General features: G+C 57.5%; 15 protein-coding genes. 8 read left to right on the plus strand and 7 right to left on the minus strand.

What is annotated here, in order from left to right; translation table 11 throughout:
- Window positions 1-45: 45 nt before the first annotated feature.
- From SOM40_RS11585 to ansP, 3 genes are all read left to right on the plus strand, one after another.
- Window positions 46-1,293, plus strand: coding sequence for an MASE1 domain-containing protein (locus SOM40_RS11585; protein ID WP_320531092.1), 1,248 nt, complete (start codon window positions 46-48; stop codon window positions 1,291-1,293).
- A 2-nt stretch (window positions 1,294-1,295) separates the two neighbouring features.
- Window positions 1,296-2,603 carry an HdeD family acid-resistance protein gene (locus tag SOM40_RS11590; RefSeq protein ID WP_320531093.1) on the plus strand — a complete coding sequence of 436 codons (1,308 nt, stop codon included), beginning with the start codon at window positions 1,296-1,298 and terminating at the stop codon, window positions 2,601-2,603.
- 234 nt (window positions 2,604-2,837) lie between these two features.
- On the plus strand, window positions 2,838-4,334 hold the full coding sequence (ansP, locus tag SOM40_RS11595; RefSeq protein ID WP_106992947.1) for an L-asparagine permease: 1,497 nt from the start codon (window positions 2,838-2,840) through the stop codon (window positions 4,332-4,334).
- 132 nt (window positions 4,335-4,466) lie between these two features.
- Here ansP and SOM40_RS11600 read toward each other — a convergent pair whose 3' ends face one another.
- Window positions 4,467-4,859 carry a RidA family protein gene (locus SOM40_RS11600; RefSeq protein WP_106992948.1) on the minus strand — a complete coding sequence of 131 codons (393 nt, stop codon included), beginning with the start codon at window positions 4,857-4,859 and terminating at the stop codon, window positions 4,467-4,469.
- Between the two features lie 118 nt (window positions 4,860-4,977).
- Here SOM40_RS11600 and SOM40_RS11605 point away from each other — a divergent pair, with 118 nt between their 5' ends.
- Window positions 4,978-5,571, plus strand: a complete 594-nt coding sequence (locus SOM40_RS11605) for a TetR/AcrR family transcriptional regulator (RefSeq protein WP_414672302.1) — start codon at window positions 4,978-4,980, stop codon at window positions 5,569-5,571.
- 97 nt (window positions 5,572-5,668) lie between these two features.
- On the opposite strand, the gene yncE is transcribed toward SOM40_RS11605, so the two are convergent.
- Window positions 5,669-6,730, minus strand: coding sequence for a 7-bladed beta-propeller protein YncE (yncE, locus tag SOM40_RS11610; RefSeq protein WP_262673732.1), 1,062 nt, complete (start codon window positions 6,728-6,730; stop codon window positions 5,669-5,671).
- 264 nt (window positions 6,731-6,994) lie between these two features.
- Here yncE and pqqU point away from each other — a divergent pair, with 264 nt between their 5' ends.
- Window positions 6,995-9,109 (plus strand): TonB-dependent receptor PqqU, encoded by a 2,115-nt coding sequence (gene pqqU, locus SOM40_RS11615; protein ID WP_320531095.1) that lies wholly within the window; start codon window positions 6,995-6,997, stop codon window positions 9,107-9,109.
- An 89-nt stretch (window positions 9,110-9,198) separates the two neighbouring features.
- On the opposite strand, the gene SOM40_RS11620 is transcribed toward pqqU, so the two are convergent.
- From SOM40_RS11620 to SOM40_RS11630, 3 genes are all read right to left on the minus strand, one after another.
- A complete protein-coding gene (locus SOM40_RS11620; RefSeq protein WP_320531096.1) occupies window positions 9,199-9,867 on the minus strand; it encodes a GntR family transcriptional regulator in 669 nt (222 codons plus the stop codon).
- Window positions 9,868-10,124: 257 nt separating this feature from the next.
- Entirely contained in the window at window positions 10,125-11,162 is a 1,038-nt protein-coding gene (gene curA / locus SOM40_RS11625) for an NADPH-dependent curcumin/dihydrocurcumin reductase (RefSeq protein ID WP_320531097.1), read from the minus strand.
- A gap of 65 nt (window positions 11,163-11,227) precedes the next feature.
- Window positions 11,228-11,803: a helix-turn-helix domain-containing protein gene (locus tag SOM40_RS11630; protein WP_166182517.1), complete on the minus strand. Its 576-nt coding sequence runs from the start codon at window positions 11,801-11,803 to the stop codon at window positions 11,228-11,230.
- A gap of 152 nt (window positions 11,804-11,955) precedes the next feature.
- Here SOM40_RS11630 and SOM40_RS11635 point away from each other — a divergent pair, with 152 nt between their 5' ends.
- Together SOM40_RS11635 and SOM40_RS11640 are read left to right on the plus strand one after the other, a co-directional pair.
- The gene (locus SOM40_RS11635; RefSeq protein ID WP_225758744.1) at window positions 11,956-12,474 is read left to right on the plus strand and encodes a GNAT family N-acetyltransferase; all 519 of its coding nucleotides are present in this window, start codon (window positions 11,956-11,958) and stop codon (window positions 12,472-12,474) included.
- On the plus strand, window positions 12,471-12,920 hold the full coding sequence (locus tag SOM40_RS11640; RefSeq protein ID WP_225758743.1) for a DMT family transporter: 450 nt from the start codon (window positions 12,471-12,473) through the stop codon (window positions 12,918-12,920). Before SOM40_RS11635 ends, SOM40_RS11640 begins: the two co-directional genes overlap by 4 nt.
- Window positions 12,921-12,922: 2 nt before the next feature.
- Here SOM40_RS11640 and SOM40_RS11645 read toward each other — a convergent pair whose 3' ends face one another.
- A complete protein-coding gene (locus SOM40_RS11645) occupies window positions 12,923-13,156 on the minus strand; it encodes a YdcY family protein (protein WP_262673725.1) in 234 nt (77 codons plus the stop codon).
- 74 nt (window positions 13,157-13,230) lie between these two features.
- Window positions 13,231-14,829, minus strand: coding sequence for an ABC transporter substrate-binding protein (locus tag SOM40_RS11650; protein WP_320531098.1), 1,599 nt, complete (start codon window positions 14,827-14,829; stop codon window positions 13,231-13,233).
- Window positions 14,830-15,110: 281 nt separating this feature from the next.
- Here SOM40_RS11650 and SOM40_RS11655 point away from each other — a divergent pair, with 281 nt between their 5' ends.
- Window positions 15,111-16,451 (plus strand): SrfA family protein, encoded by a 1,341-nt coding sequence (locus tag SOM40_RS11655; RefSeq protein ID WP_320531099.1) that lies wholly within the window; start codon window positions 15,111-15,113, stop codon window positions 16,449-16,451.
- Window positions 16,452-16,455: the final 4 nt, after the last annotated feature.

Below are 16,455 nucleotides of genomic sequence, written 5' to 3' on the forward strand. Positions count from 1 at the left end.
AAGGACATATCTTTTTTAAAGCGACGGTCGCTGCCGGGAGCCTGGATGAAAGCAGATAAACTGACGTTTGCGGTCTCGTTACTCGCCTGGGGGGCGCTCTACTATCTGCTGGGCTGGATCTCCTTATTCCTCGACGGCCCGGAGAGTCGGGTGGCCTTTATCTGGCTACCCTCGGGCGTGGCTGTCGCCGCCTTTTTGATCGCGACGCGAAAGCAGTGGCTCGCGCTGTGGTTTATCCTGTTCCTCGCCCGCCTGGCGCTGGGGCTGACCTTTCAGCATACGTTTCACGTCTCGCTGGTGGTGGCCCTGTTTTCGCTCACCAGCCAGATGGGGATTGCCTGGTGCGTGCGCTACTTTTCCCGGGGCTACGACCAGTTGCATAAGATCGTTACCTGGGTGATCTCGACGATTGTCATCAGTGCCCTGGCGGCGCTGGCGGGGGTCGGCTGGCTCTCCCTGCTGGCCGGGAGCGTGCAGATGCAGTGGCTGTGGATCGCCTGGAGCGCCAACGTCACCGGCACGCTGTTTGTTACCCCGCCGCTGATGGGTCTGCTGGCCCCGGCTGATAAAGAGGCGCGGCGTGAGTCGCTGGCGGGTGTCTGTTTAGTTTTCGCCGTCTTGCTGGCGACCCTGTATATCTTCAGCGACGTGCCCGACCCCAGCGACAATGTCGCCGTGATTTACGCCCTGGCCTGCCTGCCGTTGGTTCTGCTGACTGCCGCTACCGTTATCTGCGGAAATCGGCTGGCGTCGCTGGCGTTTATCCTGTTTAGCGCCGGGGTGATCTATGCCTCCTGGCGGGAAACCGGCCCCTTTTATTTTGCCCGTCTGACGCCGGAAGAGTCGGTCCTACTGGCGCAATCTTATCTTTCAGCCGCCGCCCTGCTGCTGGTGTTTATCCGCGCCCAGAAAATGCACAGCACGGCCGATCGTCATTCCCGGGCGATGGCCTATTCCCTCGATCCCGAAACGGGCCGGATGAGTTGGGATCCTCAGGCGGACCCAACTCTCGCCGCCGCGTTAGCCCCGGTCACCCACCGGGAAGCGTTGCTGGCCCTTGTGCCCGATCCGCAACAGCAGGCCCGGATGACCGCCCGCTGGCAGGCGGTGGCGAACAACCAGCCCGTTGCAGAGACGTTTCGTTTTACGCTGGCGATTGCAGGCCATCCGCCCATCACCTTAACAGAGCGAAATATGCTGCTGATGAGCGATAAGGATCGCCCGGTGATTGTCGCGTTCTGGTCTGAGGACCAGGGAAGCCTGTTTCAGCCCGCACCGCAGGAGGAGGGATAACCATGCTGCAGATCGCCTTTTTACTCGCCGGGGCGGCGTTTGTCCGCAAAGCGGCCCCCTTCTTTATGGTGGCAGGCATGCTCTGGGGCGGGCTGGGGCTGGCCATTTTTATTGATGGCCTGCAGGGCGGGCTGCATTTCCCGCTACACGTCTTTGGCCTGTTTCTGCTGCTCGACAGCCTGGTGTCGCTGACACTGGGCTCGGCGGCCAAAGGGACTCAGCGCGGCATTTTTTACTTCAAGGGCGGCGTGTTCCTGCTAATCGCCATTCTGATCCTGTCAGGTCGCCACGATGGCACCCTGGTGCTGGCGATCGTCTTCGGGATTGCGTACTTCATCACCGGCCTGTTTACCATCGCCTCTGCGGTGGTGGTGCGCTTTACCCACTGGCGCCGGGCCCTGCTGTCCGGGGTGTTACAGATCCTGTTTGCCATTTTCCTGTTCCTGCCCTTTCCGACCGAACATGACGGCACCGTCTCACAGTTTATCGGCATGGTGATGCTCACCGGCGGACTGCAATCGGTGATCCTCTCCCTGCGGATGCGCCAGATCCGCCAGGGTCGCTCGGTGTTCGATATTCTCGCCCCGCAGACGCTGATGACCGCCCGGCGTGAGACCCTGCCCCAGGCGGTAGCGAACACGCCGGGCCATCAGCTGATCGTTCACGTCTGGACCCCGGAAGGTTCGGCTAAACAGCAAACCCTGCCGCGCCCGGTGATCAACCGCTATATCGCCGCTGTCGACGCCAACGGGGTGATCTCAACCGGCCATGCGGCGCTTGAGGTTCCTCCTGCCCTCTATATCAGTCTCTATCCGGCGGCGGAGATCGACCGTTCGCCTTCGGAGTTTTTCAACCTGCTGAAAGCGGTAGAAGCGAATACGGTAGCGGGCAAGTATCAACCGGATTACCGCTTTGAAGCCAATATGTGGTGCGAGTCTGACCGCAAAATCCACTTCTCCACCTTCAATGTGGCATCGTTAACCCACTTCTGGACCCAGTACCGACAAACTGAAACCTACAACCTCACCTGGCGCAACTGTTCCAGCAGCGTGGCATACGCCCTCGAAGCGGCCCTCGACGGGGCCTTAAAAGAGCGCTGCTCCCGGGGCGGTTTTGTGCGGCTGCTGTTTATTCCGGAGCTGTGGATCGCCGCGCAACTGCGCAAGCGCGCCACTAATATGGCCTGGACACCCGGGCTGGTGCTGGACTATACCCGGGCGCTGCATGCGGTGGTTCACCCCACGGACGTGTCGCTTCTGCACCTGATTAAAAAGAGATGGTTTACGGCTGCGGATACGGGTCGTCAGTAACCTTTTCCAGCCAATCTGCAACGCCTGATATTTACGTCGACATACATCACTTTCGCCCCGTTATTTTTTGCGTCGATTATTAATTGCAGGTAGGATGCTTCGCCATGTTTTGCCTTATCCATACGCAGAATGACTGGAAAGGCAGCACATTTCCGCGCAAGAGCAATCGTTTGTATTGCGACTGCCGGGTACGGACATCATGAAAGTGATTTTGACAGGTAAACAGGTAACTCAATGAAAACAAGCAATAAAAGCGCAGCCGATCATCAGGCCGCGAAACGTCGCTGGTTGAACGCCCACGAAGAGGGCTATCACAAGGCGATGGGCAACCGTCAGGTGCAGATGATCGCCATCGGCGGCGCTATCGGTACGGGGCTGTTTTTAGGTGCAGGCGCCCGCCTGCAGATGGCTGGCCCGGCCCTCGCCCTGGTCTATCTGGTGTGCGGGATCTTCTCCTTCTTCATTCTCCGTGCCCTTGGCGAACTGGTATTACACCGTCCGTCCAGCGGCAGCTTCGTCTCCTACGCCCGTGAGTTCCTCGGTGAAAAAGCCGCCTATGTTGCGGGCTGGATGTACTTCGTCAACTGGGCGATGACCGGGATCGTGGATATCACCGCGGTGGCCCTGTACATGCACTACTGGGGCGCGTTTGGCGATGTGCCGCAATGGGTGTTTGCCCTTGGCGCGCTGGCGATTGTCGGGACCATGAACATGATCGGCGTGAAGTGGTTCGCCGAGATGGAGTTCTGGTTTGCGCTGGTTAAGGTGCTGGCGATTGTCATCTTCCTGGTGGTGGGTACGGTGTTCCTTGGCACCGGTAAACCGCTGGACGGCAACATGACCGGCTTCCACCTGATCACCGATAACGGCGGTTTCTTCCCGCACGGCCTGCTGCCTGCGCTGGTGCTGGTTCAGGGCGTGGTATTCGCCTTTGCCTCCATCGAGCTGGTGGGTACGGCGGCGGGCGAATGTAAAGATCCCGAGAACATGGTGCCAAAAGCGATCAACAGCGTGATCTGGCGTATCGGCCTGTTCTATGTCGGCTCCGTGGTGCTGCTGGTTCTGCTCCTGCCGTGGAACGCCTATCAGGCGGGTCAGAGTCCGTTCGTGACCTTCTTCTCGAAGCTGGGCGTGCCGTACGTGGGCAGCATCATGAACATCGTGGTTCTGACCGCGGCGCTCTCCAGCCTCAACTCCGGCCTCTACTCTACCGGCCGTATCCTGCGCTCCATGTCGATGGGCGGTTCTGCGCCGAAGTTTATGTCGAAGATGAGCAAGCAGCAGGTGCCGTACGCGGGCATTCTGGCGACCCTGGTGGTGTATGTCTTCGGCGTGTTCCTGAACTATCTGGTGCCGTCGCAGGTGTTTGAGATCGTGCTTAACGTGGCGGCGCTGGGCATTATCGCCTCCTGGGCCTTTATCGTGGTGTGCCAGATGCGTCTGCGCAAAGCGATTAAAGAAGGCACCGCGGCTGACGTGAGCTTCAAAATGCCGGGCGCGCCGGTCACTTCCTGGCTGACCCTGCTGTTCCTGTTCAGCGTGCTGGTGCTGATGGCGTTCGACTACCCGAACGGCACTTACACCATCGCCACGATCCCACTGCTGGCAGTCCTGCTGGTGGCTGGCTGGTTTGGCGTGCGTAAGCGCGTGCATGAGATCCACAGCACCGCGCCGGTCCATCCGGACGATGAAAAGCGTGATGGTCCGCTGGTGGAAGAGACCTCAAGGTAAAAGCAAAACGGTCACTCAGGTGACCGTTTTTTTTATCTGTGCTCCCTCTCCCTGTGGGAGAGGGTCGGGGTGAGGGCATCAGACCGCACCTACCTTTTTGCCCGGCGGCGCTACGCTTGCACGGGCCTACGTTTACTGCGGAATGCGGGCGATCACCTTAATTTCAAAATCAAATCCAGCCAGCCAGGTCACGCCAACGGCGGTCCAGTTCGGATAAGGCGGCTGCGGGAATATAGCCTGCTTGACCTCCATGATCGTTGCAAACTGATTTTGCGGATCGGTGTGGAAGGTCGTGACATCAATCAGATCATCGAACGTACACCCCGCCGCGGCAAGGGTCGCTTTCAGGTTATCAAAGGCAAGCTGCACCTGAGCTGCAAAATCCGGCTCCGGCGTGCCATCGGCGCGGCTGCCCACCTGACCGGAGACAAACAGCAAATCGCCGGAACGGATCGCGGCAGAATAACCGTGCTCCTCATAAAGAGCATGTCGGTTGGCAGGGAAAACCGGTTCGCGCTGGATCATAGCGTCTCCTGTCCTGTATCGAGGGTGAAAAACGCGTAGGGATGATTTAATATACGCGGCGTATGTCAAATTAATCACACATACGCCGCGTATGTCAAATGAAGATGGAGAACCTGTGATGGCCAAACGCCGCAGCGAAACGATGGAAGAGACCCGCGAAAAACTGATCGCGGCAGCGCGTAAAGCCTTTGCCGAAAAGGGCTTTGTCGCGGCATCAATGGATGAACTCACGGCCAGCGTCGGCCTGACTCGTGGGGCGCTATATCACAATTTTGGCGATAAAAAGGGACTTCTCGCGGCAGTTGTCGACCAGATTGATGGAGAAATGGCGCAACGGGCTAAGGCTGAGGCCTCTGGAGTGGTTGATGACTGGGAAAGATTGTTAGCCGAAGGGGTCGCCTATATCAAAATGGCGCTGGATCCGGAGGTGCAACGCATCGTTCTGCTCGATGGCCCGGCGTTTCTGGGCGATCCCGCCCAATGGCCGGGTCAGCTGAGCTGCCTGGAATCGACCCGTCAGAGCATCATAAAAATGCTCGAACGCGGCGTGATAAAGCCAGTGGACGCAGCTGCCGCGGCCTATATGTTAAACAGCGCCGCCATGAGTGCTGCCCTGTGGATAGCGGCCAGCCAGGACCCAGAGAAAGCGCTGCCGGACATTATTGCGGTATTCACGCAGCTGGCAAGCGGCCTGTGCCAGCGTCCGGAATAACACATTTGCCCGGCGGCGCTGCGCTTGCACGGGCCTACGGTTTACGTGGTGTTGTAGGCCGGGTAAGGCGAAGCCGCCACCCGGCACGGCACTCACCTTACAGCGCGATACGGATCACATCATCCGGCTGGGTGGCTTCCTGCTGGCGGGAAGACTTCTGCTTCACGGTCACGAACAGGGTTTTACCGTCGGCGGAGAGCGCCAGGCTGTTCGGGAAGGTTGGGGTGTCGTGAGTCTTCGTCACTTTATAGGTTTTCGCGTCAATCACGCTTACCTTGCCCGCTTCGCGGTGGGTAACGTAGGCTTCATTGCGTGCCGGGTTGAACAGCACTGCCAGTGATTCCGGCGCGGCCACTTTACTGATGACGCTGCCATCTTTCAGGGAGACAACCAGCACTTCCGGCTGCTTAGAGTCGGTAATAAACGCGCGCTGGCCTTTCACATCGAGGCTCAGGTTCAGGTAGAAGTGCTCTTTCCCGTCGTCCTGCAGTTTCTTGCGCTCGATGATTTTGTGGGTCGCGGTGTCGATGGTCAGCAGCTCGCCGTCACCGTTGGTGGTGTACAGACGTTTCGCCTGCGCGTCCAGCGCCAGACCGGTGCTGAACTTACCGGTGCCGGTAATGGTCTCTTTCAGCTTCAGCGTTTCGCCATCCACTACCCAAATCACGCTCTCTTTACCGATGCCGGTGATATAGACGGTATTGGTGGTGTCATCAGCCACCAGCTCACGCGGCTGCAGCGGTTTAACGGTTTCGCTGCGCTTACGGTCGTCAAGCACCAGACGGCCCTTCACGTCACCGGTTTTGGCATCAATTGCGGTCACTGCGCTGTTCGTGGTGTTACCAAACCACAGCGTCTGGGTAGCGTTGTTGATGGTCGCGCCAAAAGGTTTCAGATCGCTATGAATCGCCTGGGTCACTTCCAGCGTCAGCGGATCGAGACGGTAAACCACCCCACCCTTATCGGTTTTGCGGCTCTGCGTGGTAGCGACCCACAGCGCGTTCTCCTGCTGGCTGACGGCCATCTCATACGCGCCTTTACCAACTGCTTTACGCAGCATCTCTTCTGCAGCGTGAACATTAAAGGTCCCGGCGACCAGCAGAGTACCTAACAGCAGTGAGCCACGCAGACGCGGCGAGCACAGGTGACGTAAATTCATAACAACTCCCTTTTAACGTAAATGGTATCGCTGACATCGCTTCCGGCTGGCAAAGTCATCGCTTCGCCTGATTATGGATGAGAATAGTAATCATTATTTATCGCAATGTGGAGTAATTCTTGATCGCGTCAGGACGATCCGCTGATTTAACCTACACTTTGCTTAACGCTATGTGCTGTTATGGTTTTCAAAACATTTACAAAAGATTTACCATGTAAGCACATGTTCCATTTGGTTCGTCATTTCCTTAAGCGGCTTTTATTAATGAAAATCTTTTCTGCCCGTAAGGCAACGCTTCCCCTGCTGTTGGTTCCTGTTATTTTTTCTCCTGTCGCCACCCTGGCGGCAGAAGAGCAGACCATGATCGTCAGCGCGTCGCCACAAACGCTCTCTGAGCTGGATACCCCTGCTGCGGTCAGCGTGGTCAACGGCGACGATATGCGCCATGCCACCCCGCGTATTAATCTCTCTGAAACGCTTGGCAGCGTGCCAGGACTGCAAATCCAGAACCGGCAGAACTACGCCCAGGATCTGCAGTTATCGACCCGTGGTTTCGGTGCACGTTCCACCTTCGGGGTGCGCGGTATTCGCCTCTATGTCGACGGGATCCCGGCCACCATGCCGGACGGCCAGGGGCAAACGTCCAATATCGATCTCAACAGCATCGAGAGCGTCGAGGTCCTGCGCGGGCCGTTCTCCGCCCTGTACGGCAATGCTTCGGGCGGCGTGATAAACATGACTACCGAAACCGGACGCCAGCCTAATACCGTGGAGGCCAGCAGCTATTACGGCAGCTACGGCAGCTGGCGCTACGGCATGAAGGCTACCGGCGCGATGGGCGACGGCACCCAGCCAGGAGATGTGGATTACACCGTCTCCACCACCCGCTTCACCACCCACGGCTATCGCGATCACAGCGGCGCGCGTAAAAACCTCGCCAACGCCAAACTGGGCGTGCGTATCGACGACGCCAGCAAGCTGACCCTGATTTTCAACAGCGTGGACATGAAAGCCAACGATCCCGGCGGCCTGGACTATCAGGAGTGGCGGGATAACCCGCGGCAGTCCCCGCGCGGGGATCAGTACAACACCCGTAAGACCATCAAGCAGACCCAGGCTGGCCTGCGCTATGAGCGTCAGCTGAGCGCGCAGGACGACCTTAGCGTGATGGCCTATGCGGGCGAACGCGAGATGACTCAGTACCAGTCAATTCCGTACCAGCCCCAGCTGCGTCCTACCCACGCGGGCGGCGTGATCGACATGCAGCGCCACTACCAGGGGATCGACACCCGCTGGACCCACCGCGGGGAGCTGCTGGTGCCGATGACCTTCACCACCGGCCTGAACTACGAAAACCTGAGTGAAGATCGTCGCGGTTATGAAAACTACGTGATGAACAACGGGACACCGGACTACGGCGTGAAAGGGGCGAAACGCCGCGATGAGCGCAACCTGATGTGGAACGTCGATCCCTACCTGCAAACCAACTGGCAGCTGACGGATAAGCTCTCCCTCGACGCAGGCGTTCGCTACAGCTCCGTATGGTTCGACTCGAACGACCACTATGTGCAGGGTGCCAACGGCGATGACAGCGGTGAGGCCAGCTATCACAAATGGCTCCCGGCAGGTGCGCTGAAGTACCGCGTGACCGACGCATGGAACCTGTATGCCGCCGCAGGCCGTGGTTTTGAGACCCCGACCATCAACGAACTCTCCTACCGTACCGATAACCAGAGCGGCCTGAATTTCGGCCTCAAGCCGTCCACCAACAACACGTATGAAGTGGGGAGCAAAACGCGGATTGGCAACGGCCTGTTCACCGCGGCGCTGTTCCGTACCGATACCGACGATGAGATCGTGGTGGACGCCAGCGCAGGCGGACGCACCAGCTACAAAAACGCCGGGAAAACCCGTCGTCAGGGCGTGGAGCTCGGCCTTGACCAGCAGTTTGCCGAGAACTGGAAGCTGAAAATGGCGTGGACCTGGCTGGATGCTACCTACCGCAGCAACGTCTGCGGCGACGCAGACTGTAACGGCAACCGGATGCCAGGCATTGCGCGCAACATGGGCTATGCCTCGTTTGGCTGGCAGCCTGAAGAGGGTTGGTATGCGGGATCGGATGTGCGTTACATGAGTGACATCGAGGCCGATGACGAGAATAACGCCAAAGCGCCCTCTTATACCGTCGTGGGTCTGAACACCGGCTATAAGATGAATCTGGGTAACTGGGGGATGGATGTTTTTGGTCGCGTGGATAACCTGTTCGATAAAGAATATATCGGGTCGGTGATCGTTAATGAATCCAATGGACGTTATTACGAGCCGGCGCCAGGACGTAATTATGGCGTTGGGTTATCAATCTCTTACCGCTTTGAGTAATTAAACTACCCGGCAGGCATTCGTCTGCCGGGAATAAACAAGCGAAGCGGTAATATTAAAAAATATAGCGTTTCGCTGGCGGTTAAATATTAAGCTAAATATTGTTGCAGCAGCAGGTTATTCGCTTTGTCCACGACATCAGCGACGGCGGCGCGGCACCGTTCAACATCGCGTTTCTCCAGCGCGTCGATCAGTTCATCATAGCGATAGGTGGTCGCAGGAAGTTCGATATCCTGATCGTACCAGTAGCTAAAGCAGGGACCGATCCGCATCCACAGCTGTTCGATCAGGGTGCAGAGCGTTGGCATTTCGGCGTGTTTGTACAGGGTAAAACGGAAGATGCGGTTGGCCTCCAGAGACTTCTCCACATCGTTGTTGCTCATGGCGTCGTGAAACGCCTCACTGAGTTTACGCAACTCCTCTAGCTTGCTGTCCGTCATGCGTTCGCAGGCGGCGGCAACGGCCAACATCTCCAGCTCCCGACGGATGCGGTTGACCTCGTCATACCCTACCTGTGTCACTTCAGGCACCAGAAAGGCCTGAGCCGGTGCAGCGTGCAGTACGCCTGCGGAGACCAACCGCAGCAGTGCTTCACGAACCGGAGTAATACTGGTGCCTAATTTATCGGCAATCTCTTTCGTCACAAGACGTGACCCTGGCCTAAGCGAACCGGCAATTAACGCCCCTTTTAGCGCCACTTCCACCTGAGTCGTCAGACTCATGCGCTGCGCTTTTTCAATATTATCCAAATCAAGCATGTTCAATTCCTGTAACAGATGCAAAACGCGCTTTGCCAAATGGGCAAAAGGCGTGAAGCGACGCGTGATGATATATCCTGTATCTGCATGCCTGGTATTCTTGACCGCATAAAAACAGAACTAAAATTAATTGATTTCTTTAGGTATCTCATCCGTCAATTTTGCGGCTGAGTTATTGTAGACATGTATTATTAAAGACGTTATTCAGAATTTTGCATAGTCCGTAAGGGCGGTTTTACCCGCCCTTACAAGTACTATTAGTTATCCTTCGCGACGCGTATCACGACTTTGCCGAAATTTTTACCTTCCAGCAGACCAATCAGCGACTGCGGGGCATTGTCCAGCCCATCAACCACTTGCTCGCGGTAGTGGATTTTGCCCTCGTTGACCCAGCGGCCCATCTCCTGCTGAAACTCTTCGATGCGATGGCCATAGTCCTGGTTAATGATAAAGCCCTGCATGCGAATACGTTTTTTCAGCAACGTACCCATCAGCAGTGGCAGCCTGTCCGGGCCGTCCGGCAGGGCGTCGTTGTTATACCCGCTCACCAGACCGCACACCGGCACCCGCGCCCCGGTGTTTAACAGCGGCAGTACGGCGTCGAACACCTTCCCGCCGACGTTTTCGTAATAGACGTCGATCCCCGCCTGGCAGGCCTTAGCCAGCTGGTCGGCAAAATCGGCGGCATGGTGATCGATACAATGGTCAAAGCCCAGCACCTCGGTCGCATGGCGACATTTCTCCGCGCCCCCGGCAATACCGACTACCCGGCAGCCTTTCAGCTTGCCAATTTGCCCGACGGTAGCCCCTACCGGACCGGTTGCGGCCGCCACCACCAGGGTTTCGCCCTCTTTAGGCTGGCCAATATCCAGCAGCCCCATGTAGGCGGTAAAGCCTGGCATTCCCAGCACTCCCAGCGCCCAGGAGGGACGCTCAGGGTTATCGCCCAGCTTGACCAGATCCTTGCCGTCGGAGACGTCATACTCCTGCCAGCCGCTGTAGCCGAGCACCCATTCACCGGCTTTATACTCCGGGTGGTTCGACTGCTCAACGCGGCTGACCGTGCCGCCCACCATCACCGCCCCGATCTCCACCGGCGGCGAGTAGGATGGCGCATCGCTCATGCGGCCGCGCATATAAGGGTCCAGCGACAGCCAGACGGTACGGAGCAGGATCTGCCCTTCAGCCAGCGGAGGAACAGAACGCTCCTCCAGGCGAAAATTATCGGCAACCGGGGCGCCCTTTGGACGCGAAGCGAGAACCCAACGACGGTTTGGTGTAGAAGGCTGACTCATATATGACTCCAGATTACACAAATGTCCTTAGAGACTAGCTGCATATCCTCCAGCCTGCCTTCGCATTACGAGCCGGATTGATTGAGCCGTACCACCAGATAGACACAGGGTTCGCGACTCTCGTTGATAAAACGACAGTCGTTCGGCGGCCCCAGTTCCAGACAATCCCCGGCGCGCATTTCGTGGCGGGTATCGCCTTCCTGAAAGACCAGTTCACCCGACTGCAGCCAGATCAGCTGGCGTGCAAGGGCATAAGAGGAGGCAGGCATCGGTACATCGCTCCCACCGGGAAGTTCAACCTGCACCATATCGATAGGCAGATCGCTGCGAGGTGAGACATGACGACGCAGATAGTGCGTTTGCGGGTCGCGCCAGACCGGCTGGTTGGCAAAGCGTAACAGCTTGCCTTCCTGCAGTTCAGCGCGCGCAATAAGCGTTGACATACTGATGCCAAACGCGCCGGAGAGACGGGCCAGCAGCGTGGCCGTCGGGCTGCTCTCTGCGCGTTCAATTTTATGGATCATCGCTCGTGAGACACCGGCGCGTTCCGCGAGCTCGCTCAGCGACCAGCCGCGGGCTTCACGCTCCAGCCGGATACGGGCGCTGATCCGTTGATTGATATTGTCTGGCATAGTTGTCATCGCGTAATACTATAGTGAAAGTAATGGATTACAAGGCGCTTTTTTACATAACAAAAAGTTATGACTTATAGCATAGTGCTAAGTCAGCCGCTCTGTGTAATATTGTGACAATACGTACCACTATAGTGAACACATTCAGCCTGAGGATCCCTATGATTATTCGTCACGCCTGCAAAGAGGATTGCGCCGCCATCGGTGAAATTTATAACCACGCGGTGCTGTACACCGCCGCGATCTGGAACGATGCCACGGTCGATACCGATAACCGTATCGCATGGTTCGAAGCGCGCCAGATGGTGGGGTATCCGGTGCTGGTAAGCGAGGAAAATGAGGTGGTGACGGGCTATGCCTCCTTCGGTGACTGGCGCGCCTTTGACGGCTTTCGTCATACCGTGGAGCACTCGGTGTACGTTCACCCGGACCACCAGGGTAAAGGCATTGGTCGCGAGCTGATGAAGGCCCTGATCGCAGAAGCGCGGCGCATTGGCAAACACGTGATGGTGGCAGGCATTGAAGCGCAAAACAGCGCCTCCCTTCATCTGCATGAGACGCTGGGCTTTGTCACCACCGGACAGATGCCGCAGGTGGGCACTAAGTTTGGCCGCTGGCTGGATCTGACCTTCATGCAGTTGCAGCTCGACGAGCGCAGTGACCCGGATAACATCGGATGAATCAGTCCCTGACGCTGGTGTTTCTGGTAGCGGCAGGCATTGGCCTGGTGGTGCAGAACACCCTGATGGTGCGTATTACCCAGACCTCGAGCACCATTCTTATCGCCATGCTGCTCAACTCACTGGTGGGGATTGTGCTGTTTGTGTCGATCCTGCTGATTAAAAACGGCGTGGCCGGGTTCAGCGAGCTGGTGCATACGGTGCGCTGGTGGACCTTAATCCCTGGCCTGCTGGGGTCGTTTTTCGTTTTTGCCAGCATCAGCGGCTATCAGTATGTCGGGGCCGCGACGACCATTGCGGTGCTGGTCGCCAGCCAGTTGATTGGCGGTCTGGTGATGGACGTGGTGCGCAGTCAGGGGGTGCCGCTGAAGGCGCTGATCGGCCCGGTTTGCGGCGCGGTGTTGCTGGTCATTGGCGCCTGGCTGGTGGCAAGGCGCTCATTCTGACATCAGAGGATCACTCCGCCTTTGGTCAGGCTCTCCTGACGGGCCTCCTGATCCTCTTTATAGTGTTTGCCGTGATGGGCGATGGTAGTGCGCAGACGCTGCTGCTGGGTATAGCGATCTTCCCGGCTGAGTTCGGTATCTTCGCTTAATTCGATCAGCAGCTCGTTCATATGAACGATCACGCTTTCCTCAACCGCCGCATCAACGCGGGCGATCACTTCCTCTAAATGTGACATTGTCACTCCTTATGTTTTTTTCCCTCTCCCCTATGGGGAGAGGGTCAGGGTGAGGGGCTCAGGCCGCACCAGACTCAGTTAAGCTTCGCCTTCGAGAAATCGCTCCCCATCAGGCTGACGCTATACCCGCTGACGTTGCTGCGGGTAGCATAGAAGGTTTTGCCGTTCGCCAGCGCAATCCACGGCGCCTGCTGGTAGAAGATCTCCTGCGCCTGGCTATAAAGCTTCGTGCGGGCAGCCGGGTCGCTGGTGAGCTTCGCTTTCTGGACGAGGTCATCATAGCCCTTGTCGCACCAGCGCGCAGCATTGGAGCCGGTTTTAATGCTGTTGCAGCCCAGCAGTACATCGGCGAAGTTATCCGGGTCGCCGTTATCCGACATCCAGCCAAACAGCGCGCTGTCGTGCTCGCCTTTACGCATCCCGGAGAGATATTCGCCCCACTCATAGGAGACGATCTTCGCCTTAATCCCCACCTTCGCCCAGTCGCTCTGGATCATCTCGGCAATGCGGCGTGAGTTCGGGTTATAGGGACGCTGCACCGGCATCGACCACAGGGTCACTTCCGCCCCCTGCTCCAGCCCGGCCTGTTTCAGCAGCGCTTTCGCTTTTTCCGGATCGTAGCTGTAGTCCTGCAAATCTTTATTAAAGCCCATCATATTCGGCGGGATCGGCGATTTTGCCACCGTGCCGGAACCCATAAACACCGCGTTAATAATCGCTTTTTTATCGGTGGCGTAGTTCAGCGCCTGACGCACCAGCACGTTATCAAACGGTTTTTTCTCGGTGTTAAACGCCAGATAACCGACGTTCAGCGCATCTACCGAGTGCAGGGCCAGATCGTTGTTTTTCTTAATCACATCAAACTGCACCGGGGATGGCGCAGGGATAATCTGGCACTCGTTGGTCTGCAGCTTCGCCAGACGAGTCTCAACGTTCGGGGTGATGGAGAAGATCAGATGTTTGGTCGGCACCTCGCCATCCCAGTAATTCGGGTTAGCCAGATAGCGGATCTGGGAATCGGTTTTGTACTGCTGGAGCACGTACGGCCCGGTGCCGATCGGCCAGGTATCGACGTTCTCCGGGGTGCCTTTCTTCAGCATCGCGTCGGCATATTCCGCAGAGAGGATCGAGGCAAAGTCCATCCCCCAGTCGGCGAGGAACGCGGCATTAGGTTCGCTCAATACAAACTGAACGTGGGTATCATCTACCTTCTTCACCTCCTGGATCAGCTTATCCAGCCCGACGTCATTGAAGTATTCATAGTTGCCCTGTGACACCTTGTGGTACGGGTGATTAGGGTCTTTCTGACGCAGCACCGAGAAAATAACGTCGTCGGCATTAAAGTCGCGGGTCGGTTTGAAGAATTTATTGCTGTTGAACTTCACCCCTTTGCGCAGGGTAAAGGTATAGGTTTTGCCATCCGGGGAGATGGTCCAGGATTCTGCCAGCGACGGTACCGGGGTATTTTTGACCGGATCAAAGTTAATCAGGCGGTTATACAGCACCTGCGAACTGGCGACAAAGGTCGGGCCGGAGCTGGCGATCTGCGGGTTGAACGACTCAGGCGAGGCCTCTGAGCAATAGATAATGGTGTCGTTTTTCGCCGCCGAGGCGGCACCTGCCGGTAACAACGCGCTTAATGCCAGCGCGAGGAGCGTTTTCCCTGTAGACATGTTTATTACCTGTTTGGTTTTATTATACAGAAGGGTAATAACAGCATAGCCCCTCTCCTCTGGCAAATAACGAAACACTATCAGGTTATTCTAAAGCAGTTATTTCCGCTGATTTTCCCACCAGCCGCGGGAGAGTGATTTGCCTTAAGGTACATTCAACGTCAAGCACTTTCCGCTGCCTCAATGCTGTAAGAAATCGCCGCTTTTGCCGTCTCTTCTGCCGTTTGCTTGCCCGCAGATTTCGTAAAGTAGACGCGTGAAAAAGTCTATGGGACCAAATCGTGGCAAAAACCCTTTTACGCAGCGGCAATCTTGATGATTTTCAGGCCGTTGGCGGCGGCGGACAGGCCGTTTTTGAATCAGCATTGCAAATCCGTGAAGCCCTGCGCCTGCGCAAACAGCAGTCGATTGTCGACTGCCTGGCGATCCCGCAGGTCAATGATGAAGGCGACCGGGTAGACTGGTACTCGCCCACGGAAGGCACCGTGACCAGCTGGAAAGCCGCCGACGAAGACGCGCGCTTCCGGGCCCTGCGCCTGCTGGAAAGCACCCTGTCCAGCGTCGAGTCCCTGAGCAAAAAATCGCTCCAGTCGCCAAAAACCGCCCAGCAGCTGTTTGGTTCCCTGCTCTCTAAAGCGTTTCAGTTTCCTGGCGAGAACTTCCTGTTCCTGGTGGACGGCAAGCCGGTGATCACCTTCTGGGGGTTTGTGAACCTCAATGAAAATGCGCGGGAGGATATCCTCGACTGCCTGCGCGCTTCCCTGCTGCCGGCCCCAATGCCTGCCCCGGTTGTTGAGCCCGAGCCTGAATCCGAGCCGGAACCGGCCATCGTCTTTGAAAAAGCCGATGAACCGCTGGTTGCTGCCCCCTCAACGGTGCATATCACCGCCGACGATCTGTACGAGGCCCATCCCGCTCCGGTGATGACCGCCAGCGAGCCTGAGCCGGAACCAACCCCGGTGGTGGTGGCCGCGAAAAAACGCCGCCTTCCACTCTGGCCGCTGCCGGTTGCCGCCGTCGTGGTTGCTGCCGTTGCCGGCCCGCTGCTGTGGCAGAAGCACGCCCCTACCGCTGAGCCGGTACAAGCCGTGGCGGCCGCCCCGGTGGCCATCGAGCCAAAACCGGTTGCCGCCGTCGAACCTCTGCCCCTGAATTTACCGCTGCACCAGGCTGAAGTCGCCGCCGTGAAAGCCCCGGCCCCGGTCGCGGCCGAACCGGTGGTGATTGCCGCGATCCCGAAAGAGGCGATGGTGATGGAAGCCGGTCAGGTGAAATCCGGCTCGACCCGTTTTCTTAACGGCAGCTGGCGGGTGATGCTGGATGTGACCGATCCGATTACCGGCAAACCACCGTCACTGCGCTATCAGATCCAGAACAATAAAGGGACGGCCCGCGTCGTTCACGGCGACAACGTGGTCTGCCGCGTAGAGGTCTTCTCCGGTCTGCACAGCAACGGTGAGCTGCTGATCAAGACCCGGGGCAACGCCCGCTGCGCCGACGGCTCGCGCTACCCGATGCCGGAAATTACCTGTAAAGCCGGTACCAACGACGTGGCGGAATGCAGCGCGCGCTATGACGCGAAAACCGTAGTTCCATTGACATTCAGGAAGGCAGGTGCGTGATCCT

Origin of the sequence: Leclercia sp. CFBP8987 (genome assembly GCF_034044995.2) — a bacterium.
Lineage (GTDB): Bacteria > Pseudomonadota > Gammaproteobacteria > Enterobacterales > Enterobacteriaceae > Enterobacter > Enterobacter tamurae.